The organism is Stenotrophomonas sp. SMYL89, assembly GCF_036319985.1.
GTDB classification, from domain to species: domain Bacteria; phylum Pseudomonadota; class Gammaproteobacteria; order Xanthomonadales; family Xanthomonadaceae; genus Stenotrophomonas; species Stenotrophomonas maltophilia_Q.
In genome coordinates this window covers 297,699-322,485 of the sequence record NZ_JAWIRW010000001.1, presented here as the reverse complement: position 1 = coordinate 322,485, position 24,787 = coordinate 297,699, and the positions used below count along the sequence as shown (strand labels likewise).

At 66.9% G+C, this 24,787-nt stretch carries 15 protein-coding genes; 5 read left to right on the top strand and 10 right to left on the bottom strand.

All coding sequences use genetic code 11. The features are described from left to right. Positions 1–124: 124 nt before the first annotated feature. Complete coding sequence (locus tag V3B41_RS01500; RefSeq protein ID WP_329859760.1) at positions 125–1,081, bottom strand: FecR domain-containing protein; 957 nt, start codon at positions 1,079–1,081, stop codon at positions 125–127. An 82-nt stretch (positions 1,082–1,163) separates the two neighbouring features. Further along, the gene (locus V3B41_RS01495) at positions 1,164–1,667 is read right to left on the bottom strand and encodes an RNA polymerase sigma factor (RefSeq protein WP_049430245.1); all 504 of its coding nucleotides are present in this window, start codon (positions 1,665–1,667) and stop codon (positions 1,164–1,166) included. Positions 1,668–2,067: 400 nt separating this feature from the next. Between V3B41_RS01495 and V3B41_RS01490 the strand changes: the two genes are divergently transcribed. After that, positions 2,068–2,466, top strand: a complete 399-nt coding sequence (locus tag V3B41_RS01490; protein WP_049430243.1) for an OsmC family protein — start codon at positions 2,068–2,070, stop codon at positions 2,464–2,466. A gap of 94 nt (positions 2,467–2,560) precedes the next feature. On the opposite strand, the gene V3B41_RS01485 is transcribed toward V3B41_RS01490, so the two are convergent. The 6 genes from V3B41_RS01485 to V3B41_RS01460 form a co-directional block, all read right to left on the bottom strand. After that, positions 2,561–2,890, bottom strand: a complete 330-nt coding sequence (locus tag V3B41_RS01485; protein WP_049430241.1) for a hypothetical protein — start codon at positions 2,888–2,890, stop codon at positions 2,561–2,563. A gap of 98 nt (positions 2,891–2,988) precedes the next feature. Next, positions 2,989–4,734, bottom strand: coding sequence for a putative porin (locus V3B41_RS01480; protein WP_329859756.1), 1,746 nt, complete (start codon positions 4,732–4,734; stop codon positions 2,989–2,991). Positions 4,735–4,776: 42 nt separating this feature from the next. Beyond that, on the bottom strand, positions 4,777–5,442 hold the full coding sequence (locus V3B41_RS01475) for a cell envelope integrity protein TolA (RefSeq protein WP_106548636.1): 666 nt from the start codon (positions 5,440–5,442) through the stop codon (positions 4,777–4,779). A gap of 39 nt (positions 5,443–5,481) precedes the next feature. Continuing rightward, positions 5,482–5,895: a biopolymer transporter ExbD gene (locus V3B41_RS01470; protein WP_005409874.1), complete on the bottom strand. Its 414-nt coding sequence runs from the start codon at positions 5,893–5,895 to the stop codon at positions 5,482–5,484. 10 nt (positions 5,896–5,905) lie between these two features. Continuing rightward, on the bottom strand, positions 5,906–7,690 hold the full coding sequence (locus tag V3B41_RS01465) for a DUF2341 domain-containing protein (protein ID WP_329859753.1): 1,785 nt from the start codon (positions 7,688–7,690) through the stop codon (positions 5,906–5,908). Positions 7,691–7,728: 38 nt separating this feature from the next. Then, entirely contained in the window at positions 7,729–9,345 is a 1,617-nt protein-coding gene (locus tag V3B41_RS01460; protein WP_329859751.1) for a ShlB/FhaC/HecB family hemolysin secretion/activation protein, read from the bottom strand. Between the two features lie 201 nt (positions 9,346–9,546). Here V3B41_RS01460 and V3B41_RS01455 point away from each other — a divergent pair, with 201 nt between their 5' ends. Further along, complete coding sequence (locus tag V3B41_RS01455) at positions 9,547–9,882, top strand: hypothetical protein (protein WP_049431573.1); 336 nt, start codon at positions 9,547–9,549, stop codon at positions 9,880–9,882. 90 nt (positions 9,883–9,972) lie between these two features. Here V3B41_RS01455 and V3B41_RS01450 read toward each other — a convergent pair whose 3' ends face one another. Then, the gene (locus V3B41_RS01450; protein ID WP_180848964.1) at positions 9,973–10,434 is read right to left on the bottom strand and encodes a general secretion pathway protein; all 462 of its coding nucleotides are present in this window, start codon (positions 10,432–10,434) and stop codon (positions 9,973–9,975) included. A gap of 103 nt (positions 10,435–10,537) precedes the next feature. On the opposite strand from V3B41_RS01450, the gene gspH reads away from it, so the two are divergent. Genes gspH through V3B41_RS01435 form a run of 3 tightly spaced genes read left to right on the top strand, consistent with a single transcriptional unit; the run spans position 10,538 to position 11,954 of the window. Then, the gene (gspH, locus tag V3B41_RS01445) at positions 10,538–10,984 is read left to right on the top strand and encodes a type II secretion system minor pseudopilin GspH (protein ID WP_197650145.1); all 447 of its coding nucleotides are present in this window, start codon (positions 10,538–10,540) and stop codon (positions 10,982–10,984) included. Next, a complete protein-coding gene (gene gspI, locus V3B41_RS01440; RefSeq protein WP_197650146.1) occupies positions 10,981–11,343 on the top strand; it encodes a type II secretion system minor pseudopilin GspI in 363 nt (120 codons plus the stop codon). The genes gspH and gspI overlap by 4 nt, the downstream gene beginning before the upstream one ends. Continuing rightward, positions 11,340–11,954 carry a prepilin-type N-terminal cleavage/methylation domain-containing protein gene (locus tag V3B41_RS01435; RefSeq protein WP_285310439.1) on the top strand — a complete coding sequence of 205 codons (615 nt, stop codon included), beginning with the start codon at positions 11,340–11,342 and terminating at the stop codon, positions 11,952–11,954. The genes gspI and V3B41_RS01435 overlap by 4 nt, the downstream gene beginning before the upstream one ends. A gap of 300 nt (positions 11,955–12,254) precedes the next feature. On the opposite strand, the gene V3B41_RS01430 is transcribed toward V3B41_RS01435, so the two are convergent. Beyond that, on the bottom strand, positions 12,255–24,644 hold the full coding sequence (locus V3B41_RS01430; protein WP_329859746.1) for a filamentous haemagglutinin family protein: 12,390 nt from the start codon (positions 24,642–24,644) through the stop codon (positions 12,255–12,257). Positions 24,645–24,787 lie beyond the last annotated feature (143 nt).

Sequence of the window (24,787 nt, the reverse complement as noted above, 5' to 3'; positions counted from 1 at the left end):
CTGGCTTGAGGAAAAACGGTGTTTCGCTCTGGCTATACCTCTATAGACAGCAGGGCACAGTGGCTGCCCACGGTTTTTTCATGTTTTTTTCGTGCGGCCGGTTCGTCCATGCGCCAGGGCCGTATCACCACAGCACCATGGCCCCGCCCGGCAGGCGCTGCACGCGCAGTCCCGCCTGCGCGGCAACCGCATCGATGGCGGTCTCCGGTTGCTGCAGGTGGAACAGGCCACTCACCCGCACGCGTGCGCCCTGCCCGCCCAGCACCCACACCGGGGCACGACGGTAGCGCGCCAGATCGGCGATGGCCTGCGCGGCCGGTTGATCGTCGATCACCACCTCGCCACGCCGCCACGGCGCCATGGCCTCGGGATCCTCCAGCTGCACCGGCTGCAGCCAGCGACCGTCGCGGAACGTGCGCGCCTGCCCGGCATGCAGGCGCTGCACGCTGCCATCGCCCGGACGCACATCGACCGCGCCTTCGCTGACCCGGGTGGTGACCGTGGTGTCCAGCCTCGACACGCTGAAGGCAGTGCCGATATCACGGACCAGCCCGCCCGCCGCCTCCACCTGGAACGGGCGCGCCTCGTGCGCCACCTGGAACCAGGCCTGGCCGCGCAGCAGGCGAAGGCGGCGCTGCTGGCCATTGAATTCAATCGCCAGTGCGGCGCCGGCGTCGAGTACAGCGGTGCTGCCGTCCTCCAGCTGCACCACGCGCGGTGCATCGCTGCTGCGCAGGTCACTGCGTGCCAGCAGCAGCGCGTGTGGCGCAGCGGCAACCATCAGCACCACCGCCGCAGCGCTGGCCAGCAGCCATGGCAGCCGGCGGCGCGGCGCGAGCGGACGCAGCCCTTCGCGATCAGCCGTCAACCCGGGCAACGCGGCCAGTACGTCGGGCCCAGCGCCATCCAACCCTTGCCAGAAGGCGTGTTGCCGGCGCCATGCCAGCGCATGGCGCGGATCGGACTGCAGCCAGCGCTGCAGGGTTCGTTGCTGGCGATCCGGCAGCGGACCCGCACTGCACCGTATCACCCAGCGCAACGCCTGCCTGGCCTGACGCGGCGAGGGTTCGGACGTGGTCATGGTTGTGGCCTGCCGCACCGCGAACGGGTGCGCTTTCCTGTTGTGACAACGGCGGGCGCGATCTGCCCACGGCAATCGCGCCTCATCGGCGTGTTCCCTGCTGGTGCTGCTGGATCAGCAATGCCGCGCGCAGTACGTATTTGCCCACCACGCTCTTGGAAATGCCGAGGCGCGCGGCGATCTCGCGCTCGCTCAGGCCCAGGTAACGGTTGAGCACGAAGCACTCGCGTACCTGCGCTGGCAAGGCAAGGATGGTCTGGGTGATCTCGCGCAGCTGCGCCTGGTCCAGCGCCTGGGCCTCGCCATCATGGCGTGCATCGGCCATGTCGACGGCGTACTCGGCCATCGCGCGCCGCTCGCGGGCGTCAGCCTGGCTGCGGTTGAGCGCGTGGTGGTAGGCCATCCGGTACAGATACCCGCGCGGCTCGAGGATGGGGGGATCGCCGGGTACGCTGCTGGCCTTCAGGTACAGGTTCTGCAGGGTGTCCTCGGTACTGGCTGGGTCGAGGTAGCGCGCGATGAAGCGGGACAACGCACGGCGCTCGCGGATCAGCAGCTCGACCAGCGCCAGGGCATTGGGAGACATAGGTGCCAAGGCCGGACCGGGGAATGATGGGCGTGATGGCGACGGTCCGGACGTGGATTGTGGGCTGCGCAGCCGCAGGCGGCAAGCCACGCCTTGTAGAGCCAAGCCCATGCTCGGCTGTGCCTGCGCCAAAGGCAGCCGAGCATCGGCTCGGCTCTACAGTGGATCCACGCCACGCGCGGATGGGAGGCTACGGCTCGTCCAACGCATCGAAACGCTCGACCAGGTAATCGATCAACGCGTGTACTGGCCTGCAAGGCTGCGGCATCCCGTTCTCGTACGATCGTCGTGACGGCGCCGGTTCTGACTGGCGCCGCCTTCGGAATCAGTCGAGCATGGCTCGACGCTACGGTGGGATTGGCCGAACATGACTCGGCCCTACAGACAACAGGAGATCCCGATGGCCTACGCACGCATTGTTTCGAGCGCCGACAACTACCTGCACCACATCAGCAACGGCACATTCGAGGTGGATGCGGACGAGCCTGCCTCGCTGGGCGGTCAGGGCAAGGGTTTCGCGCCGTTCGATCTGTATCTGGCCTCGCTGGCGGCATGTACTGCCATCACCCTGCGCATGTACGCGCAGCGCAAGGGCTGGGAGCTGGGCGAGTTCCATGCCGAGCTGCGCTCGGACCGTGACGAGGATGGACGCTTCCATGTGCACCGCGTGCTGCATGCCAGCGCCGAGCTGAGCGATGCACAGTGGCATCGGTTGCTGGAAGTCGTGGAGAAGACCCCGGTTACGCTGGTGATGCGCGAGGGTGCGCGCATCACCAGTGAACGCGGGGCCGCCGCGTAACCCCGTCCACGCATGGCGTGGATCTACTGTAGAGCCGAGCCCATGCTCCGCTCCGCAGCATGCAGCCGAGCGTGGGCTCGGCTCTACATTCCGCTCAGCGCCGTGAATGCAACACGGTGCGCTGGCGCATCGCGTTGAACTCCTGCTCCACCTGCTGGATGTCCTCGGCCTGGAAACCGGCCGCGTCCAGCAGCTGGTCGGCGGCAGCCGCTGCCAGCGGATCATCGTCACGCTGGCGCCAGAAGCGCGCCGGCAGGAAATACCCCACTTCGCTGCGCCCACGCATGATCACCACCGGCCGTCCCGCATACAGCAGGAACTCCGCCAGGTGCTGGCGCAGCCCCTCCACCGAGACGTAGGCCGGCCCGATGCCCAGCGACTGACTGGACGGTTCGGGACTCTCGAACAGCTTGCGACGGCTCATCCACTTCTCCTTATGTGCAACGCGTGGTCTCCTTTCCTTAGACGTGCGCATCGCTGCACCCCCGCCACGCACGACGTGATCCGCATCACGCCCGCCGCTCAGAACCCGGTGTTGAACTCCAGCTGGAACACATCGATCGACAGCGGCGCACCGGATACTTCCTTGGCCGCCATCCACTTGCCACTGATCCAGCTGCGCGCGTCCAGCGCGTAGGCGCCGCCCACGTAGTAACCACGGGCGTTGGTGCCGCCGAGGTGGAAGTTCGGGTCGTTGTAAGCGTCCGGCAGCGCATCGGCCTCGATGTGCTTGTAGCCCAGCAGCGCCTGCCACTGGCCCTTCTCCTTCAGGTCAGTGGCGCCGAAGGTGGCCTGCACCATCCAGGCCGTGTCGCCGCTGCGGAAGGTATCGATGCTGGCGGTGCCACCGGCACCGTAGTTGTTGACGATGCCGTTGTTGGCGCGGCTGAACATGGCCTGCTTGTCGTAGGCCAGGTTGCGGATGTAGTCGCCATCCAGGCGCAGAGCGATGCCCTGGGCCAGCTGCGTGTCCCAGCGCAGGTTCAAGGTAGCCAGGCGGAAGGCCGAGGCCAGGCCGACATACTGCGGGGTCGGCGTGTTGGCCGGGTCCAGCGGATTGCGCGCGATGTCGCGGATCAGCATCAGGGTGTTGCCCTTCTGCATGAAGGCCGGGCGCGACCAGTCGGTGTCACAGCCGACCGCGCCTGCGTACAGCGCGCACGGCGAGGACAGGCGGCCGCTGATGTTCTTGAAGTCGTAGTAGCCTAATGCAGCGCGCAACGAATTCTGGTCATTGAAGCGCCAGTTCACACCCATCTGCGCACCGGACAGCCACTTGTTCTCGTTCGGGGCCTTGACCCGGCTCTGGCTGGGCGAGCTGTCGGAGGTGTACTCCAGCGGCACCACCGCGAGGTTGCCGAACAGGTCGACGTCCCCCCCGTTGAAGTCGTACTTCAGGTTCGCGGCCAGGCCATCGAAGTTGAGGTCGTTGGAGAACAGCGTGTCGCTGGTCCAGAAGGGATTGCCGAAGCGGCCACCACGCACTGTCACCCAGTCGGCCGGGCTGTAGGCCAGCCAGGCCTGGTCCAGCCACACGTCCTTCTTGCTCAGGCCACCGCCCAGCTGCTCGGTGGTCGACACCGGGCCATTGCTGCTGCCGCTGGCTAGGCGTACGCCGGCCGTGGTGTGCTGGCCGATGGTTGCCTCGATGCCAAGGCGGGCACGGATGCGCCACAGGTTGCGACGGTCCTGGCGGGTGTTCAGCAAGGGCGGCAACTGCAGATTGGTGTTGGTATTGGTGTCGAAGCCGTTGCCGGAATTGATCGACGCCCAATTGCTCACGATGTCGCTGTTGCGCTCGGAATAGAAGCGCGACTCGCTGCGCACGCGCATGTCCCCGGTGACATTGATGCGCTTGGTCCATTCGGCCACTTCGTTCGGTGCAGCCCAGCCTTCGGACTTGGCCTGCGCCATCACGTCCTGGCGCACTTCGTCACGAATGCCATCGCGCACGCTCTGCGGCACGTACGGCACGCGCACGTCGCCGGCTTCCAGAGCCACGCCGCCGCTGGCGGCCGAAGGTGCAGTGGTCGCGATGCGCGATTCGGCCGCTGCTTCAGCCTCGGCCTGCACCAGAAGTGCCTGTCCATCTTCCGGCTTCAGCGCGCCGCTGGCGATCAGGCCCTTGATCAGCTTGACCATGGTGGTTTCAGCGGCCATCGCACCGGTCGGGGCAGCCAGGCTGAGCAGCACGGCGCAGCACAGCAGCGCCCGTCGGGCCGGCCGCGGGCGGCGGGAATCGGTTCGTGCGCGGTCGTGGTCGTTCATCACGGTTCTCATCCAAAGAAGGGAAATCACGGAAGTCGGGAATCAGGCGCCGGGACGGCGGCCCTGGATCAGCACGCGGGCGGGGAAATCGAGCGACGGTGGCGGTGCCTGGTCAACCTTTCCGATGCGTCGCAGCGCATCGAGCACGGCAGCGTCGGCCTCCTCGTTGCCACTGCCGCGCACCAGCTCGACCTTTTCCAGGCGGCCATCCGTGGCCAGCCAGACGTTCACCTGCAGCTGGAAGGCCAGGCGCTTGACCTTGTCGTCGCGCGAGATCGCCTGCTGCATCAGGTAGCCGAGGTAGCGCCCATACGTCGCATTGCCGGCGCCACCACGGCCGACGCCGGATGAGCCGCCGCCGCTGCCGGACTGGATGCCGAAGTTGTCACCACCGGCCTGCGCATCGGCATTCATCGTTACCGGGTCTGCATTGTCCGGCGTCGGCGTCGGCTCTTCGGCCGGCGTCGGCTGATCCAGCGGCTCCGGTTCGGGCATCGTTTCTTCCGGCGGCGTCTCCGGCTCCGGTGGCTTTTCCGGCGGCGGTGGTGGCGGCGGAGGTGGTGGCGGCAACGCCAGCATCGGCGGCTGCACCACCGGCCTGCGGGTGCTGGCGGTGTCCTTGAACAGCATCCACCACACGGCAATGCCGAGCACCAGCAACGCGGCCAGCACCAGCGCGACGGTCACCAGCAACTGGCGACCGCGCATGCCGGGTTCCGGCCGAGGGGGTTGATGGGCCGTCATGCCTCAGCCCTGCGCCTTGCCGGTGACCAGGCCGACCTGGGCCAGCTCCAGCCGCCGCAGCAGGTCCAGCACCTCGACCACACGGGCGTACTGCACCTGCGCATCACCGCGCACGATCACCGGGAAATCCGGCGTGGTCGCACGTTCGGTGCGCAGGCGGTCTTCCAGCTCGGCCATCGTCACCGGGTAGGCATCCAGGAACACCTGGCCGCTGGGGTCGATGGTGATCGCCTTGGTCTTCGGCTTCTCCAGCGCGACGCTGTTGCTGGCCTTCGGCAGATTGACCTCGATGCCGGGGATGGAGGCGTTGCTGGTCAGGATGAAGATCACCAGCACCACCAGCAGCACGTCGACGAAAGGCGTCACGTTGATGCCCTTCTCGCGCTTCTTGATGCCGAACTTCGCCTTCTGGCCCATGGCGCGCCCCTCAGCCCTGGACCGCGGCCGGGCCGCGCCCGTCCTGCTCTTCGGCCAGGCGCGCGGCGAACTCGTCGATGAAGACCGCCATGTCGGCGCCGATCGCCTCGGCGCGTGCGCCCAGGTAGTTGTAGCCGAACAGCGCCGGGATCGCGACACCGAGGCCGGCCGCCGTACACAGCAGCGCCGCGGCCATGCCTGGCGCCACCGAGTTGATGTCCACCGCGCCGGCCATCGCCGCCACCACGAACACCAGCATGATGCCGATCACGGTACCGAACAGGCCCACATACGGCGCCCCCTCAATCGTGGTCGACAGCCAGTTCATGCGCCGCGCCATCGCCTCCTGCTCGCGCACCATCACCGCATCCATCGAGGCGCGGATGGCGGCGATGGTGGCACCACTGAGGTAGCCACTGTTGCCGTCACGCTGGTGGCGCTGCTGCATTTCATCGATGGCCACCTGATAGATGCGCCACAGCGAACCGTCATGCATCGCGGTCGGCGCCTTGCCCTGGCGGTCCATGTCGGACAGCGTGCGCAGCGGCACGCCCGACAGCTTGCCGAAACTCTCGGTGAACACCGCATTGGCCTTGCTGGTGCGGCCGAAGTGGCGACCCTTGGCGATCATGATCGCCCACGACAGCAGCATCATCAGGCCGAGGGTGGCCACCACCACCCAGGCGTCGAACGGCATCGCCTTGAGGATGAAGGCGAAGTGGCTCTGGCCCGCCGACTGCTCGTCGGCGCCGTAGCTGATCAGACGCGAATCGGCGCCCTGTGCAGTGGCATCGGCCAGCAACAGCGCTGCCGGACGCGCCACCCGCGAGATGCGCAGCTCATCCAGCGCGCCTTCAAAGTTGGCCAGTGGCTGCGTCGCGCCCGGAGCATCGGCACCCACCACGGGCGCCGTGCCCAGCACCGGCAGTTCGCCGCCCAGCTGTGCGACCACGCGACCATTGAGGTACAGCTGCAGTGTGCCCTTCTCTGCTGTCAGTGCAACGTGCGCCCACTGCCCTTCCGGAATCGGTTGCGCCGGCGTGCTGCGCTGGCCATTGAGCTGGACGAACGGCACGCGGTTCTCGATGCCCAGCACCAGCTCGGAAGCACCATCACGGCGAGCGTAGATTGCTTGAGCCGCATTATTGCTGCCCGGTTTGATCCAGGCCGAGATTGTCAGCGGCGCACCCGCCTCCTGCGCCAGCGACGCGCTGGCCGGCAACGGCAGCGGGCCTGCGCCCAACTGCACGCCGCGACCGATCACCGAACCCTCGGCAGGCGGCACAACGGCACCGGCATTGTTGCCGTAGGCGGTGGTGTCGCGTGCTGGCGCATTGGCCTCGGCAAAGTGGTAGACCAGCGTGTAGTCCGGGTCGAACACCTGCTGGCCATTGCCGCTGGCCGGAGCCTTCTCGCTGCCGTAGTACATCCAGATCGTCTGCGGTGCTGCGGCGCTGACCGCCGGTACGTCCACCCAGACCAGGGCCAGGCCCAGCTTGGGATCGAACTGTTCGATCTGGTGGGCCAGCACGGTGCGGCCATCACCCAAGACGAAGCGCAGGTCATTGCCCGCGTCCTGGGTGCCGTCGAAACCGAAGTTGCCGGTATGCAGGCGCAGCAGCAGCGGCGTGCGACCCGGGTCACCGGCCAGGCCCGCGCCCTGCGGGCCGGCGTCGACGGTGATCGGCTTGCGGTATTTCCATTCGGCCTGCCACCAATTGGCATCGGCCGCAGCGACCGGCAGCGCAACCAGCGCGGCCAGCAGCAACAACACTCGGGAAAGCAAACGGTCCATGCGAAGGGTCTCCGGAGAACGCATGTTCAAGGGAAGGGTCAGTAACTGGTGCTGATGTTGAAATGCAGGCGCGGGTCGTCCTTGCGCGTGACCGGGCCATCGGCATAAGGCCAGGCGTAGTCCAGGCGCAGTTGCAGGTGTTCGCCGAGGCGCAGCTGCGCGCCCAGGCCGACCGAGGCCAGGTTGTACTTGTCACGCTGCTCGGGCAGCGGCTGGCGCAGGCGCAGATAGGCCGCGTCGGCGAAGCTGTAGACACGCAGATCGGTACCGCTCCACAGCGACCACGCCGGGGTCCGCCACTCCAGGCTGGCCAGCCCGCCGTAGTCGCCGATCGCCTCGGCCGACAGGTAGCCGCGCACGGTGTACATGCCACCGGCGGCGAACTGCTCGGCCGACACCAGCGGCGCATCGGTTACCTGCAGCGAGCCGCGCGCATACCATTGCCAGTCATTGCCGAACGTGTGGGTGTTGGCCACGTCGGCCTTGAAGGCGACGAAACTCGGATCGGCCCAGTAGCGCTTCTGGCCGAAGGCGGTCGCGTCACTGCCATAGCCGAACAGGCGGCGGGTGCCGGCAACCAGCTGTGTGTTGATGCTCAACTGGTCCTGCTCACCCTGGCGCACACCGACGAAGGCGAGCGTGATTGGCGCGTACTTCAGCGGCGTCTTCAGGTTGTCCTTGCCCATCCAGGTGTCTTCCTCGGTGTCCTTGAAATCCACACCGAGGCTGAGCTGGCGCCACCACTGGCTACTGCCCGCCAGGCGGTAATTCAACTTGACACCGATGGAATGACCATTGCCGATCACATTGGTACCGCTGCCGGCGCCGCCCTGCCCACCTGCGTTCAGCACGCGGCTGTCGGACTTGTAGCCAGACGCTTCCAGGCTCCACGGCGTGCCTTCGAACGGCATCGTGTACGAGGCCGAGAACACCTTGGCCTGCTTTGTATCTTCCGGCGCCAGGTACACGCCGATATTGGCGCTGTGCCCGCGCTTCCACAGGTTGTCGTAGGCCAGCGATGCACTCAGGCGCAGCTTCTCGGTGTCGGCGCTGTGGTCGTTGTTGAGTGACGCGCTGGCACGCCACGGCGACTTTTCTTCGACCTGCAGGTCCACATCCATCGTGCCCGGCACCTGGCCTTCGCGCACCAGCGGCATCACCTGGCGACGCCCGCCCTCATTCAGCGCGGTCAGTTCTTTCTGGGCCTGGTCGAAGTCCGGCACCTTGCCTTCCGCCAGCGCCGGCACGCGTTCGCGGATGCGCTCGGGCGATTCGTGCTTCGTTCCCACGACCCGCAGTTGGCCGATCGGTGTCTGCTGTACCTTCAGCAGCACCACGCCACCACTGACCTGCTGCTCGGGCAGCTCCACGTAGACCGACTGGTAGCCCGCCTGCTGGTATAGCGCACTGACGGCATCGCGTGCCTTCTCGACATCGGCCAGGGTCTTTCCCGGGCCGAGGAAGGGCTCGACCGCGCGCTCGATCTGGCGCGGATCGAGCACGGTATTGCCGCGTACGATGTATTCATTGATGTTCACGCTGGGCGCAGGCGCTGCCTCCTGCGCGAACAACGGCAGCGGCATCGCGGCCAGGGCCAGCACCAGGGGATGCAAGCGCAGGGGAAGGCGGACGGCTCGGCACGGAACAGGAGTCATCGAAGGCATCGCGTCGTATCGAAGGGAATGGCCATGGAGCGGCGCGTGGGTCTACCAACAGGACGTGTACGTCGCGTCAAAACCGCCAACAGTTTTGTGACAGCACTGTCATCTTTTGACAGCGCCGCAGCGCACGCAGGCGGACCCTGCCTTCGCCACACGTCTTCATTGCAGAACGTCGATTGCTGCGGGAGATTCGAGATGCGTGAATCGTTGATGGCGGGCCTGCGCGCTGCCCTCACCCTTGCGCTGTTGCTGGTGTTGCCCCCGGTGCGCGCTGACGAGACGAAGAAGCAGGAAGACGCCGCGCCCTGCATCGAAGTACAGGTCAATGGCGAGCGCATTCCGGCGTGGGACTGCCTGCAGCGCAAACTTGCGCCGGCATCGAAAGCGGCGAAATCACCGGCGCTTCCGGAGGCCGAACGCCTGATGCAACAGCCCGGCAACCAGCTGATGCAGTACAACCTGGAAGGCACGCGACAGCGCATGGGCGATGCCTTTGGTCGTTCCCTGGTGCCACAGCGCCCGGCGCGCTGAGCCAGCGCCTTTGTAGAGCCGAGCCCATGCTCGGCTGTCTTTGCATTCATCGGCGATGCCGCGCAGGAGCAGCCAAGCGTAGGCTCGGCTCTACAAGTCAGCCGGTACGATGCCCTCGGTCGGCACCGGCGGCAACTCAGGCACCGGCAAGCTGCGCGATTGACCGGCCTGGTTCAGTTCCACTGCGCTGGCACTGATGCTGGCCAGTACCGTGCAGGGTCCGAGGCGTTGGCCTGGTGCGTACGCCTCCGCGGGTCGGCCATCCACCGACAGCAACGCCAGCGGCGCGTGTTCACCGGCCATCACGCCGAGCACCACCACCTCCGTCTGCACTGCCCCAGGGGACAGCAGCCGTACCAGCGGCAGGCTGGCCATCGCGTCGAACATCGGACGTACCGGCGGCTCTGCATGTGCTTCGCTGGCAGCCGCGATGGGCGCCACCGCAGACAGGGTGACGCTCCAATAGGCCACCACCGCCAGCAGCAGGGTCCCCGCCAGCAGGGTCAACATGCGATTGCGATCCCAGCGCCTGCCATCCATGTTCCGCACCATCGCCACGGTCGTGTCCACCTACGCTAGCAGCTGTGGCTGACGCTTTTGTTTCATCATGCCGCCCTACGCTGGCAGGCATCGACCCGGACAGGAGGCAACGTCGATGCAGCGCGTGCCGCGTGGTTTCACCCTGCTGGAACTGATGGTGGTGCTGGTGATCATCGGCATCTGCACGGCCGGAATCGGGCTGGGCCTGGGCAGCCTGCTCGACCCGGGCCGGCAGCTGCGACAGGAAGCCGAGCGGTTGGCGCAGCGCCTGCAGGTGGCGCGCGATGAGGCGCGCATCGATGGCCGCCCCCTGCGTTGGCAGGCCGACGCCACCGGCTATCGTTTCAGCCGCCGCGAAGGCAGCGGTTGGGTGACCGTTGAACGCGATGATCTGCTGCGACCGCAGAAGTGGCAGGTGGCGAGCATTGCGGTGCAGCCCGCCAGCCCCATTGAGCTGAGCCCGGAGTGGATCGGTATCGCCTGGGAGCTTGGATTGTCGCTGGAGGGTCGCACACTGCGTCTTCGTGATGATGGCAGCGGACAGTTGCAGGTCGTGCAATGAAGCAGGCGGCACGCGGATTCACCCTGATCGAAGTGCTGATCGCATTGGCGATCGTATCGATTGCACTGGCGGCGGTGATGCGCTCGGTGGCAGTGGCGACCGACGATCAGTCACGGCTGCGTGACCGTCGCCTGGCACTGTTGTGCGCGCAGGATCGCTGGCAGGAATTGCGTCTGAGCGGACAGGCACCGCAGGATGCCCGGCAGCGCTGTGTGCAGGGGCGCGGCAGCTTCCTGGTGCTTCAGCATCTGGACACGGGCGGCGACGGCCAGCCTCAGCTGGAACTGAGTGTGGTTGCCGAGGATGCTCCCCGGCAGTCGCTGGCGCGGATGCAGTTGCCGTGGACGGCGGCGCAATGAGGCGCGCCGTCCGCGGCTTCACCCTCATCGAGGTGATGATTGCGATCACCATCATGGGCGTACTGGCGCTGATCTGCTGGCGGGCGCTTGACAGTGTGGCCAGCAGCGACCAGCGCCTGCGCCAGGCCGATGCCGAGACCACGACGGCACTGCGCGTGCTGCAGCAGTTCCAGCGCGACATCGAGATGCGTGCAGACGACGCGTTGATGAATGGTGCAGTGCGGCCATCGGACCGTCCGCAGCGGTTGTTGCCGCCGTCGCTGGTGAGCGAACGGCATCCCGATGGGAGCTTCGCGCTGGAGATCACCCGCAGCGTGGGCAGTGATGGGCTGCACTGGCAGCGGGTGCGCTGGTGGCGGCAGGGCGCGACGCTATGGCGGGCCAGTGGCGCCGCTACCGACCGGTATCCACTGCCCGCGCCGGATCTGTCGAAGGGAATTGTGGTAGCGCGTGAGGTGCAGCGCTTCGATGTGCGGGCGTGGCAACCGGGTGCCGGGTGGGCGATGTTGCCCAGCGACGGCGAAGTGTTGCCGGCCACCGGACTCGAGCTGCGGTTGGGCCTGCGCGATGGGCGTGGGCCGTTGAGTTATCGGCGGGTGCTGGAGCTTTAGGGTGCTTCCTCGCAACGCATCCACGCATGGCGTGGAACTACTGCCGACCAAGGTCGGCACCTACCGTGACACATTCGCGCGTCGCGCCTGCCGCCGGGCGCGCTCCTGCACCCGGCGGCGCCGTGTCGGTGGTCCTCACCGCTGATGGCCGCTCCCTGCCCTCCGTGCCGTCCTGGCTGGGGCCGCCACCGTTCCGTGGCGGCTGGCCCGATGCTGTCCGTTCTTCCGGCCCGATCGCATCCACGCATGGCGTGGATCTAAGGTGGGTGCCGACCGTTGGTCGGCACGGCTGCAAGAGGGCTACCGGCGCTGCGTGCCCTCGTCGCGGCTGGCCTGTGGGAACTGGAAAGCACTGTTGGCGTCATAGCCGCTGTTGGCCGTGTTGCCACGCGCCGGCGGGTTGATGCTGCTGGTGCCACTGCCGAAACCGAGGATCTGCACGCTGATCACCGACGGCTGGTTGCGCCGTGCGTCGTCCTGACTCTTGCGCATCACGTCCTGTGCGGCCTGGCTGGCACTGTTCGCTGCCGTACTGGCCGATGCCAGCGCATTGACGTTGACCGTTGCCAGCACCGGCAGGCCCTTGCTCTCGCCCTGCACCTGGATGTTGGCCGCGTTGAGCACCTGTAGCGCGGCCAGATTGATGTTGCCCGAGACACGGATGCCGGCCTCGCCCGCATCGATGGTGCCCAGCGGCGCGATCAGGTCGACGTCGCCCGGCGGCACTTCGGCAATCGGGTTCAAGGTGGCGATGCCCGCGCCGCTGGCCGGCACCTGCGGAGACAGCACCACATTGCCCCAGGTGTCGTAGACACGACGCGGCGGGGTATACACCAGCGTGGTGCGCGAACCACGCCCGGCATTGATGTCACCCTGCTCGGACCAGGCCAGGATGTCGCCGCCAAAGGTGGTCATCACGCGCGAAAGGCCCAGCAGCACGCTGTCCTGGCTGAACAACCGGATATCGCCTTGCCCCTGGGTTACCAGACCTGCTGTCGACGGGGGCACGACGCCCTGCACACCCACCACGATCTGCCCGCCGGGCGCCATCAGCTCGATGTTGCCGCCAGCCTGCGTGCGCACGCCGGAACCGCCATACATCACGATGTCACCCGTGCGCACAAGGCTCGCCCCATTGGCATTGCTGTCGGGCAGCAGCGTGGCGATGGCTTCGCGTCCCCGCAGGTAGGAGCCGAATCGAGGGCTCTCGGCGTCGTTGTACTCGCGCCCACCCTCACGCAGTTCCGCGTAATAGACCTGGCGCAGGAAGATGCGCTGCTGTTCGCTCGGAAGCGCATCGAACGCAGTCAATGCATCGGCCCCCTCGACACTCATGCCGAACCGCTGCAGCAGCCACTGCTTCAACTCCTTGTCGTAGATCTTCACGACTTTTCCGGGCTGCGATGCCAGCGGCTGCGCCGGATCCGCCAGACTACCGGACTGCAGATAGCGTGCGCGCAGTGCATCGAAATCGATGTCCCGATTGCCTGCGGTGAGCGACACGCTCGCGCCCGGGCGGGTATCGCCCTGGATCAGGCCACCGGTGGTGGTCACGCTGCCCTCATCCTCGAAACGCAGCTGCCGGCCCGCACTCACCTCCACGTTGCCAGGCCCGGCCACGCGCACCGTGCTGCGTACAACGTCACGTCCCGCCTGGACGACCGTAACATCGGCAGGCGAATTGTTTATCGCGCCGATGCTCGATACCAGGATATCTCCGCCAGCCTTGACCCTGACCGGCGATGCCACATCGATCCAGTTCAGCTGGCTCCGCGCACCGGCAGGGTTGGCCAACGACCACTGGCTTCCGGTGCGCAGGCCAACAATGTCACCCCTCACAGCATAGAAGCGGTCTGGCGCGCTGGCGGCGCTGCGTATTCCACTGCCAAGCAGGGCATTGGGCCCAAATGCGAACAGTGGCAACTGCGCCTGCGGATCCACCGTCACGCCGTCGGCGGACGCATTCCCGATCACGGTGGTGCCCGCCACTGCGGTGTAGCCCGGTGCGAACGGCGATGGCAATCGTATGTCCGCGCCGGAGCTGCTGATCTGGGCGCCCTGCGGCTGGCCCAGAATCGAGTCCATGGCCAGCACCTCCACCGCCCCATTGGCCGACGGCGCTGCCAGCAGCACGTCATACCCGGTTACCTGTGTGGTTTTCCCCAAGCGGATGCTGCCGCTGGCCGCCAGCATCCTCAGCTGCGACGGATACAACCAGTAGCGCACGTCGCCGCCTTCCAGCAGCGGGAGCTGCTCGGCAAACAGTTCGCCGTTCACCAGCACCGGGGCGGTGGTGCCGCTCTGCTGGCCGGGCGCCAGATCACCTCCGGCGGCGATCAGGTTCACGGCCGTATTGGCCGTCCACAGGGAGAACCAGCTGCTGGCCGCTGCGGTACGTCCGTCCCCAAGCGACAGGGCGTTGAAATTGGCAACCGGCACCCGGCCGGCATCGGCCACACCGGCCAGCACCACGTCGCCGCGCGCCTGCAGGGTCGCCACCGAGTCACCGAGGACCAGGACCGGCCCGCCCATCGCCTCGCCCATCTGGGCGCGGAACGGATCTTCCTGCCGCAGGCCCGCATAAGGGGCCACGTAGTGGCTCTCGTTCGTGGCGACGCCACCAATGCGCGCTGCCTCCACCTGCATATGCCCACGCAGATTCACCAACGTCCCTGCGAGGGGAAGGTTCGGGGTGTTCGCCGCCGGCGACGTTGTCGTTGCTGCCAGGTTCGGGTTCAGCGCTCCGCCCAGCCGCACCGACAGGTCACCACCGCCGGTCAGGTGCACCGTGCCGTCCGCATCAACGCGTCCGGTCGAACCAACAACCGCTACCACGCCATCCGAATGGCGGGCACGACTGCTCATGGCGCCGAAGTTCTTCGTCGCACCGGCATTGCCTCCCGCTTCCAGCGTCAGATTGCCACCGCCCAGCGTGCCGAACCCCACGAAACCGACCATGCGGGGGCCGGTCAGCGACGGGCGCGAGGTATAGGCGCCGAAATTGATCCACCAGCTTGTGGCGGAGGACTTCGCTGCCGCGCTGGCGTCGTTGCCCTGCCGCCACAGCCAGTTGCCCACCGCACCGGCAGCGTAGCCGGCGACTTCGCCGTACGAGCCGAGCGGCGTTTCGAAGCCAACTTCACCTTCCGCATCCCACAGGTCCCCACGGACGTCGCGACCGGCGGCGATGGTCAGATTGCCACCGTGGTCCGGATACCACGCCTGCCAGGCGCCAAGGGCCGCGTCGTAACGCGTGTCGAAGCGCGTCGGCCCCAGCAGATTGTCCTGGCCCGGCGCGGCCGCCCGCTGTGGGTTGAAGGCCGCCTCACGCCCATTGCCGAGCGAGGTCGGGGCACCAGCGGTGTACACGCCGTAGCCCGACATCATGCGCACGTCACGGGCCGCCAGAAGCTGCAGATCGCCCTTGCCGGTACGCAGTACGCTCCACAACGGCGTGGCGGTCTTCGCGCCGTAGGTGGTCTTCTCGATCAGCTGGCCGCCACCGTAGCAGTAGCCGGCGCTGGCGCAGAATTCCGCCTCGGTCATCCCGAAGATCGCCGCGAACTCCTTGGCGGACCTGCCCACCGCGGATTCGTCACCCAGCCAGTCCAGCGAGCCCTGTTTGTCCACCAGCCGGGGAGCAGGCTCGCAGTAGGGGCCGAAGCTGCACAGATCCTCCTCGCTCATGCCCAGTTCGGCGGCCGCATCCTTGATCGGAATGCCCGCACGCGATGCATCACCCCACATGTCGATGGAGCCCTGCTCGCTGAACACCTTGTCACCCACCCACTCGCTGGTCTTGTGGACGGTCGTGATGGTGCCGTAGTGGCTGTCGGCCAACACCACGTCACCATCCGCGCCGGGGCGGCGCAGGCGCGGGTCGGCCGCGGTCGTGTCGGCACCGGCCACGGCCAACACGTCCCAGGAAGCCGTACCTTCCGGCAGCATCGGGGCCAGCGCCCAGTTGCGCCCCTGGCTGCCGCTGGCATCGGCCGGACGCAGGTTCACCGGCTTTCCATCGGCCAGCTTCACTGCTGTCATGGAAGGAATGAGCGAACCAGGGGCCAGCGCGATCGCGCCGGACAATTCCATGGCCTCGGGCAGTGCCGCGCCCGCCGGCCACTGCTGCGCAGCCAGGGTTGCCTTGCTGGAGAGGCGGAAGCCCGCGCCGAGGCGGTCACCGGCGACCAGCTGCAACGGCTGCTGCAGCAGCGTACCGGCGGCCAGAACCGTGCCATCGGCGGTCGTTACCGCGGACGGCAACACCATCCCCGCCGGCAACAGCAGGCGCCCACCCAGCCGCATTTCCGCCGGCAGCACCGTGCCGGCAGGCAAATCGGTCTGTGCGAAAGGAATCGCATAGTTCAGGACAGCTCCCTTCGGGAAGCGCGTCCTGGCCTGCAGCGTCACGCCATCGATGGGTACCACGATGTCGCCACCCAGCGGCGTGATGCGCGTGGTGTTGGTATCGGCGGTTTCACCCAGCAGCCAACCTGCCTCATCCGGGCTGGCCGGTGGCGGCGCAAAGCCATCGTTGATGCTGCCATAGATGTTGATGTCACCCGCAGCACGCAGCACCATCGCGGCCGACTCGCCAAAGCCGCGACGGGTGGGATCACTGCGGTTGGCCTGCGGACCGTACCGGTAGCCGGAAAGATCCAGATCGCCGCGAACGGTCAGGCTGCCGCGGGGATTGTCGCTGGACACCTGGCCAACGATCTCCACGCCTGGTCGTAGCCGAACCTTGCCCAGCGCGCCCAGGCGCGCGGCAAGGTCGGCATTGCCGAGGGCGGCATTCATCCAGGCTTGGTTGTGCGGGTCGACCACCGTGTCCAGCCACTGCTGGGTGATCTGCTGCGGCCGCTGACCATTGACATCGGGTGTCAGCGCCAAGGGCGCGTCGGTGTATCGGCGGAAGGCATTGACCAGCACGTCGCGTGCGCCCATGACCTCGACGCCCGCATCGGCGCGCACGGCTGCGTCGTCAACGCCACGACGCGGCACATTGAGAGTGAAGGTACCGCGTGCCACACCGTCATTCTGGCCCGGCGCCGCGCCTGCCGGCACTGCTGTACCACTACGTAGATCCACCCGTGCACGGCTACCCAGCACCACCTCGCCTTCGCGACTGGTCAACTCCACCAGGGCGCGGTTGGTGCTGTCGATGATCTTGCCGTAGCTGTCCACGCGCAGACCGCTGCCGTGTGCATCCAGCTCGGCGTCCACCTGCAGGCGGTCACGCGCCGACAGGCGGATGCTGCCCACCTGCTCGCCACTGGCGTCGATGCGTCCATTCACCCGCAGGCTGCCGCCATCGAGGCTGAGTGCCACGTTGCGGGCCTTCACCGTGTCGGTCACGGTCAGGTCACCCCGCTTGAGCTGGAAGCTGCGCGTGCCATGGAAGCCACCCTCGTCCAGCTGGCGGTTGAGTGCGGAGAAATCGCCCAAGTACTGTGCGCGCAACATCAGCTCGCCGCTGTCATACGGCACGGTGCTGCCACCCATTGCCAGCCGCCCACTCGCGCTGCCGCGCAGCGTTCCGACCAGTTCAACCCGGCCTGAGCCTTCGCCCAGAGCGTTGATGCTGATCCGGCCGCCGCGGTTGTTCAGCGCCGACACATCGATGCGCGACCCGGCTCCAGCCAGCACATCCCCCTGTTCGGCGGTGAGTTCAACATCGCCACCCCAGCTGTACTTGTCGAGGTCATCCATGCGCACCCGACGTCCCGCCACATCGACAACGGCGTTGCCACCGAGCGTCAGATTGCCGGTCGCCCTCGCCTGCAGACGGCCCGATGCAAGGGCCAGCGTGGAGTCGATCAGGATGTTGCGCGCCTTCAGGTCCAGTTCGGCACCGAGCAGATCATTGCTCGCAATATGGCCAGCTCCGCTGATGCGAAGATCGCCGCCGGTACGCACCTGCAGGCGACCGCCTGCCGCGCCGGTCAGCAGAGGCGCCTGTATGTCCAGTGCACCCCCGCTGTACTGCCAGCCACTGCCTGCCTGGTATGGCCCCTGGGTCTGATACACGTCCAGCCCGCCCTTGCCGGCAAACTGCACCTGCTCGGAAGCGCGCAGAGTCACGCCATCGAAGCCGAGGATCTGGCGGTTCGCGGGCACTTCCGAACTGGGTCGCGTGTAGGGCGCGCGGCCCAGGATCAACGAACGGGTACTGATCTCCAGCAGGCCATGGCCAAGACGATCAACCATCGGCGCTCCTGGCGCCTGCGGTGTACTGTCGGTGAAGTTCGTCGTCAGTGCCTGGGTGCCATCCCACACCAGCGTGTCGGCGAAAATCCGCGCCTGATCGCCGGCGCTGCCATAGCCATGAATGGCCGGCGCACCCAGCACCAGCTCGCGCAGGCTGCTGTTGCCTGTGGCCGGATTACGCGTATCCAGGTCGACGTTTCCGAACACGTTGATCGAATCACGCGCGGTCAGGCTGAGCGTTTCCAGCGCTGGCGTACCTGCCGCCGTATTGCCGCGCAACAGCTGCTGCAACGTCTGCTGGTTCAGTGCCAGCCCCTGTGGAAGCGCCCCTTGAATTGCCGCCGCCTGCAGGGCAGTGGCATCACCGAGGTTGATGGATGTCATCGAAAGCCCCAGCCGGCGCGTTCCGTAACTCACGTTGTCGCGAAGCTGGAAGCCGCCCTCGGTGCTGGCGTTGATGCTGCCTTCGGACAGCAACCGGGTCTGCCCGCTGCAGCTTCCGCTCTGACAGGCACCGATGTCGATCGCAACCTGTGCTCCGGCTCCGCCCGACAGCAGATTGGTCTGCCCATTGGAGACCGCAAGCAGGCCGACGTTCGCATCCAGCTTCATCAGGTAGCCATCGGTTGCATCGTATGCCGGGCGGCCACGACCCACCGAGCTGATCGTCGCACCCTGTTCGACGACGATGCCAGCCCCTCCAGTGCCTGTGCCCAGCAGTACTTCGGGCGCCAGCAGAGATGCGCCAGAGCGCACGAGCACACCCTTGCCCGGTGCCGAGACGTTGAGCGTCCCCAACAGGCTATCGTTGGGGCGAAGCGTGACGCCGATCATCAAGCGCGATGGCTGCAGCGCCGTCAGCGCGTCGGCGAACAGCGCCGCTCCACTGGTTGAGACTGCACGCTGGCCCACTGCCAGGATCTCCAGCGATCCGCTGCTGGTCACCACCGACACCGTACCGCCGAAACCCTTGCTTCCAGCGGCTGCGGCAAACCGGGTGGCACCCTGCATCCGCAGCGCGCTTTCCGCCGCCAGTCCCGCGCCTGCTCCCAGGTTCAGCTGCAGGGTGCCCGCATCCACCGACTGCAGGCCCCGCGCCACGCCGCGCCTGCTCGCATCATCCAGTACAAACTGGTTGTAGCTGGTTTCGTTGTAACCGGAATGTCGGCGCACCACCTCCGCCGGTGTCAGCAGCAGATCCGTCCAGAGCGGCGATGCCGATGGGCCAAGGCCCTGCGCCTGCTGTCCACTCACCCGCCAGGACCCGGTGCCGGTTGCGGTAGCGCCTGCCTGCCGGGTGCCCTGCGCGCCCACCTCCACCCGGAACGCGCCAGGCTGCAGTGCGTAGGAAGCCGGCAGCAGGGTATAGGTGCCCGCAGCCAGCCCGGGTACGCCTTCAGGAACCGTTATGCGCTGGCCGATGGCAGGATCGCTGCTGCCATCGGACAGGCCCAGCGGCGCGACCTGCCCACCATGGCTGGGAACGATGGCGTAGACCCCATTGCTGCTGGCACTGAAGGTATAGGCGGGATTCGCCTCCGCCAGCGCGTGCCTGCGCACATCCACCGAACCGCCGCGGCCACTGACAAAGCCGGCACCGGTCAGCTCGCCGCCACCGGACAGATCCAGCAGCGCGCCGTCGGCGATGTCGATCGTGTTCCCGACCAGGTTGATGCCCGCCGACGCCGCACTGTTGATCATGCCGATCAGCCCGGGGGTGAAGTCGTTGCCGTCGACGCGCCAGCGCTGGCCGTCAACCGTTCCTCCGAAAGGAACACTCAGGCCAGCCGCACTGCTTGATGTCACACTGCCGGGCAGCAGGTCGATACGGGAGCCGGTTCCCTGCGGGCCCATGCCACCAAGTGTGAGCTGGCCCAGTGGCGCACGCACCACCCCGCCCTGCTCGACCTTCGCCGCGACAAGTGCAAGCGTGCCGAACACCGAATCGACCACGGCCGGAACGGCCCCGCTGGCGCGGATGCGCAGCATGCCGTTGGAGTCCGTCCAGTCATTGCGACCACCCAGCACATCGTAGATCGAGACCGCGATGCGCCCCTTGGTGCCTGCAACGGGATAGATCTGCGCAGCGGTGATGTCCATGCTGGACGACCCGAGCAGCTGCGTGTCGAAGAAGTTGCTGTTGCCACTGACCTTGGCAAGCAGGCGCAGGTCACCCGCGCTGGCAAGATTCACATTGCCGAATGCAGACAGATCGACCGTGTCACGTACCTCCAGCAGCTGCGTCGATGCCGTGAAGGCATGGCCCTGTCCATTGGCACGAGGCGCGCGCGGCGCAACGAAGGGATTGTTGGAGGTCTCACGGAACCAGCGCGCCTGCGCCAGACGAAGGTAGGGGGCCTGGAAATGCAGGCCGGCGCCCGCCGCGCTGCCTTCGGCCATGCCCATCGCTGCGTCACTCAGGCCATACAGGCGTACGCTCTGGCCGAGGCGCAGATCCACATCGCCTTGCGCGCGGAGGTCGGCAAACAGTGAAAGGTGATCGAAACCGCCAGACTGGACCTGTGCCGCCGAGAGCTGGGCGCGCCCGAACTGCAGGGCTTCCGGGCCGCCAGGGTTGGCGGCGCCATCCTGCTGCACAAGCGTGATCGCGCGCGGCCCGGTTTCTGCGGCACCCGCGTTGGCGCCAGGTTCGTACAGACCGCCACCGAACGCGATACCCAGCGTGCCACCCTGGGCACCCGCGCCACCGGCGGCAGCCTTCAGTGTGCCATCCAGGTAAAGGCCATTGGCCGAGCGCAGGGTGATCGTGCCGCCATTGCTGGCAACGGTCTGGTCACCCTTGCCTTGCACGGTCAGCGTCTCGCGGGCGCCCGATGCGTCCAGCACGGCGCCTCGCTCGATTACCACGAAGGCATCGGGTGGACGGTTCTCCAGTCCGTCCCGCGACTCCCAATCGAGAGTGCCGCCGATGCCGATGCTGCCGCCTGCGTGCACGAGGCCCTGATAGCGACCGCTGGCGTCCCGCTCGGCATGACCGTCCCCTGACACATCAAGCACCGCACCACTGCCGATGCGGTAGGTCAGTGGCACGCCGCCAATCTGGTAGCGCTGCAGGCGGTCCCGCACGTCATCCAGCAGGATGCTGCCGCCACGGGCAATCAACGCCCCGGCCACGTCCAGGTTGCCGGCACCGCGCAGCTCGATCGACTGCCCGGAATCCACCTGGACCACGGCGCCCTCACCAATGCGGACATCGCCACCGGTGGTGTTGCGCTGGGACCGCAGCAGCACGCTGGCACCACGGCGCTGCGTCACCCCACCCGTGGCGGGCTGGGCCTCATACAGCGGAGCCGTCCACGCCTGCAGCCCTTCGTCCGCGGACGTTGCGCTGGCCGCACCCTCGCGCACCCGCAGGCTCGGGGCCAGCACGTTCAGCCGCGTTCCCGCGGCGACGTCCAACCCGGCATGACCATTGATGTCGTAGCGGCTGAAGCCACTGTGCAGCAGCGCTGGAGACAGCCACAAGCTGCCCTCGCCAGGTTCGCTGTCTGCCAGTACGACATGGCCGCCGGTCGCCAGCTGAAGCGTACCGGCCCCACTGCTGCCCAATCCGCTCAGTTGTCCTGCCAGCTCCAGGCGTCCACTGCCATCGGTGCTTACCTGGCTGCTGTCCGCCAGCAATGCGATGTCGCCGCCCTTGCCACCGCTCACCTTGCCGTTCAGATCAACGCTGCCGCCGCCATCGACACGGATGCGGCTGCCCGCCGCGACGATCACGTCGTGACTGCTCTCGATCTTGACACGGCCTCCATTGATCCACGGACGCACACCTCCGGCAGCCTCGTCAAGGCGCTGGTTGGTCCAGCGACCATCGAGGTCGACGACCGCCTCCGCACCCAGCGTGATCACGCCACGTCCGTTGGCCTGCACCACCTGCATCCTGCCGGTGGCATCGGCGAGGAGGTTGCTGGCAGTCAGGGTTCCGCTGGCGATGCGCAGCGAGCCATTGATGTCCACGCGCCCTGCCACCAGGTTCAGCTGCCCACCTTCGGCCAACGACAGGGCGCTTTCCAGCGTGATGCTGCGCGAGCTGGCCAGATCCAGCCGGCCCCATTGCTGCGCGCTCAGCTGGTCGGCATCCAGCCATACGGTGTTGCGCCGGCTTTCATCCAATGCGCCCTGCAGGCTCCAGCTGCCCGCAGCCGCGGCGGGTTTGCCGATGCGCACCTGCGAGTCGAACGCGGCGTTGCGGCCGCTGCCATCGAAACGTCCAAGCCAGAGCTGGGCCCCCCGCCCCACCGCTGTCTGCGACTGCGTATAGCCATCACTGTTGCTGCCGGGCGCACGGACCTGCCGCGAACCATTGAATACCGCAGTATCAACCTTGCCTTCCAGGACCGCCGTGGGCGCCGAGACCAGCAACCGGCCAGCGTCACGCCCCACGGTATATCCGTTCTCGTAGCGCGATTCCGCACCAATCAGGGGGTTGCGCCATGCCTCGGTGACGCCCCATCGCGCCTGCTCCAGCTCGTAGCCTCGATACAGGCCGGCAAATCCACGATCGGCCGGTGCATCATCGAGCAGGTACAGCTGGCCATCGTTGCCACGCAACCAGCTTTGCCTGATCGTGCCACTGGCTACGTCCAGGCTTCCCCCGGAGAGGTTGATGCGGGAGCCGCTGCTGCTGACCACTTCGCTGGCGGCCAGCTGCACGGTACCACCCTGCGCCGCCCATTCGCCGATCGAATGCCCCTGGTTGCCCAGATAGCCACCCACCTCCAGCAAGCCACCGGCGGCATACCAGCGCTCACCTTCACTGCCGCCGGTTCCGGCGGGGAGCTGGACAAGCCCGCGGCGATCGACCCACACCTTGGTGCTTGCCAGCTTGCCGCTATCGCGGTTGTCCGGCGAATCGCGCAGTTCATTGCCCTGCACGTTGATTTCCAGCTGGTTGCTTTCCATCGCAACATTCACGCCAGTGGCGCCGGACACGTCCAACCGTGCTCCGTCGGCCAGCAGCGCACGCTGCTGCGCATCCACCACCACCTGCCCGCCGGTCGCCAGCGTCAGCGATCCACGCTGGGCTTCCACGGTTCCACCCGACACGATCTCCACGCGCGACTGGTCACGGCGGTCCTGCAGGCGGGACAGGTTGTCGAACGCGCCCTGCGCTACGGTGCTGCGCACCCCGTCCTGCAGCGCCGACTGCTCCAGCAATGCCTGGCGCTGACTGTCCAACGCCGTCGTCTTGCCGTCATCCTCCAGCAGGATCGCCGTGGTCGAGCCCTCGGCGAGGGTAACGCTGCCCTTCTTGTCAGCAGCGGACGTCAACAGGTGCACCGTGCCGCGATGGTTCAGCGTGCTGGTCGCCACCACCACGCCTGCCTGCTGCACCGTGCGCCCGGCGAGGGTGACGTCACCTTCGCGCGCCTGGATCAAGCCACTGTTGCGGACATCGCCAGCCGTACTACCCGCCACGAAGCGGGGTGCAATCTCATTGCCCGCCGTGGTGGAGGACGTGTTCTGTGCCGTGCCGACGCCGCGGCGGATCACGAAACTGTCGCCGGCGGCGAGCTGCGCCTGGCCCTTGCGCGTTTCGATCTGTCCCGCATTTTCCACGCTGCGGCCTGCCAGAAGTACATAGCCGCCGCCACGGGTGGCCGTGTTGGGCTCGTGCGTGGCGATGCGGGCACCGCGCTCGACCATTACCTTGCCGAAGGCATCGATAAGTGCATCCGAACTCGCATTGACGCTGTACAGACCCTGCTCGTTGAACTGCGTATCACTGATGCGCGCGGCGGCAGCCAACAGATTACGGACGTTCACCTGGCTATTGTTGCCAAAGACAACACCATTGCGGTTGGCCACGAAGACGGTGCCATCCGCCTTGAGTTGACCCAGGATCTGGCTGGGGCGCGCATTGGGATCATTGACGCGGTTGAGCACCGCCCAATCCGGGTTCTGCACGAAGTTCAGGGTGGTATTGCCACCCACGTTGAAGGTTTCCCAGTTGAGGATGGCCTTGTCGGCGGTCTGTTCGATACTGACGAGTACGCGTCCGTCACTGCCCTGTGACTGGCTGGCCTGTCGCGCGTTGATCCAGCCGCGGGTCAACGGATTCTCATCAACGTTCAGGCCGTCCTTGCCAAGGCCGTCGGCAACCACGAAACCAGCGTCGCGCCGTGCCTGACGGGCCTGCTCCTGCAGCCGTTGCTGCAGCGCGATGGCCTGCGCTGCGGTGCCCAGGTTGTCGATCGACTGCTGAAGTTTCTGCCGCGCGGCGTCCTGCTGCTGCGCGGGCAACTGGAACTGGATGGGTACGCCATTGGGCATCCGTCCACTCTGTGCAGCCGCACCCTGCGCCGCGCCACGGTCGGCAAACCAGCCCGGGCTGAACGCCTGCTGGGCTTGGCTGGCCGGCGCCACTGCCGTACCCAGCGCAACAGCGACAGCCCACGCCATGGGGTGGTTGCGGCGCGGTGAGGACGGGCGGAATGCGGTCGTGAGTGGGTGCGACATCGGAACCTCTTCAACCTGGTTGGGTGGCCGCCGTCGCGGCGCTGTCTGGAAGATGGGCATCACTCGCCCTGCCCTTGTTAGACGGGATCGAAAGCGTGAAGCCGACATCAAGAAGGCAACGCGCGGGAGCCGGAACGCAGAAG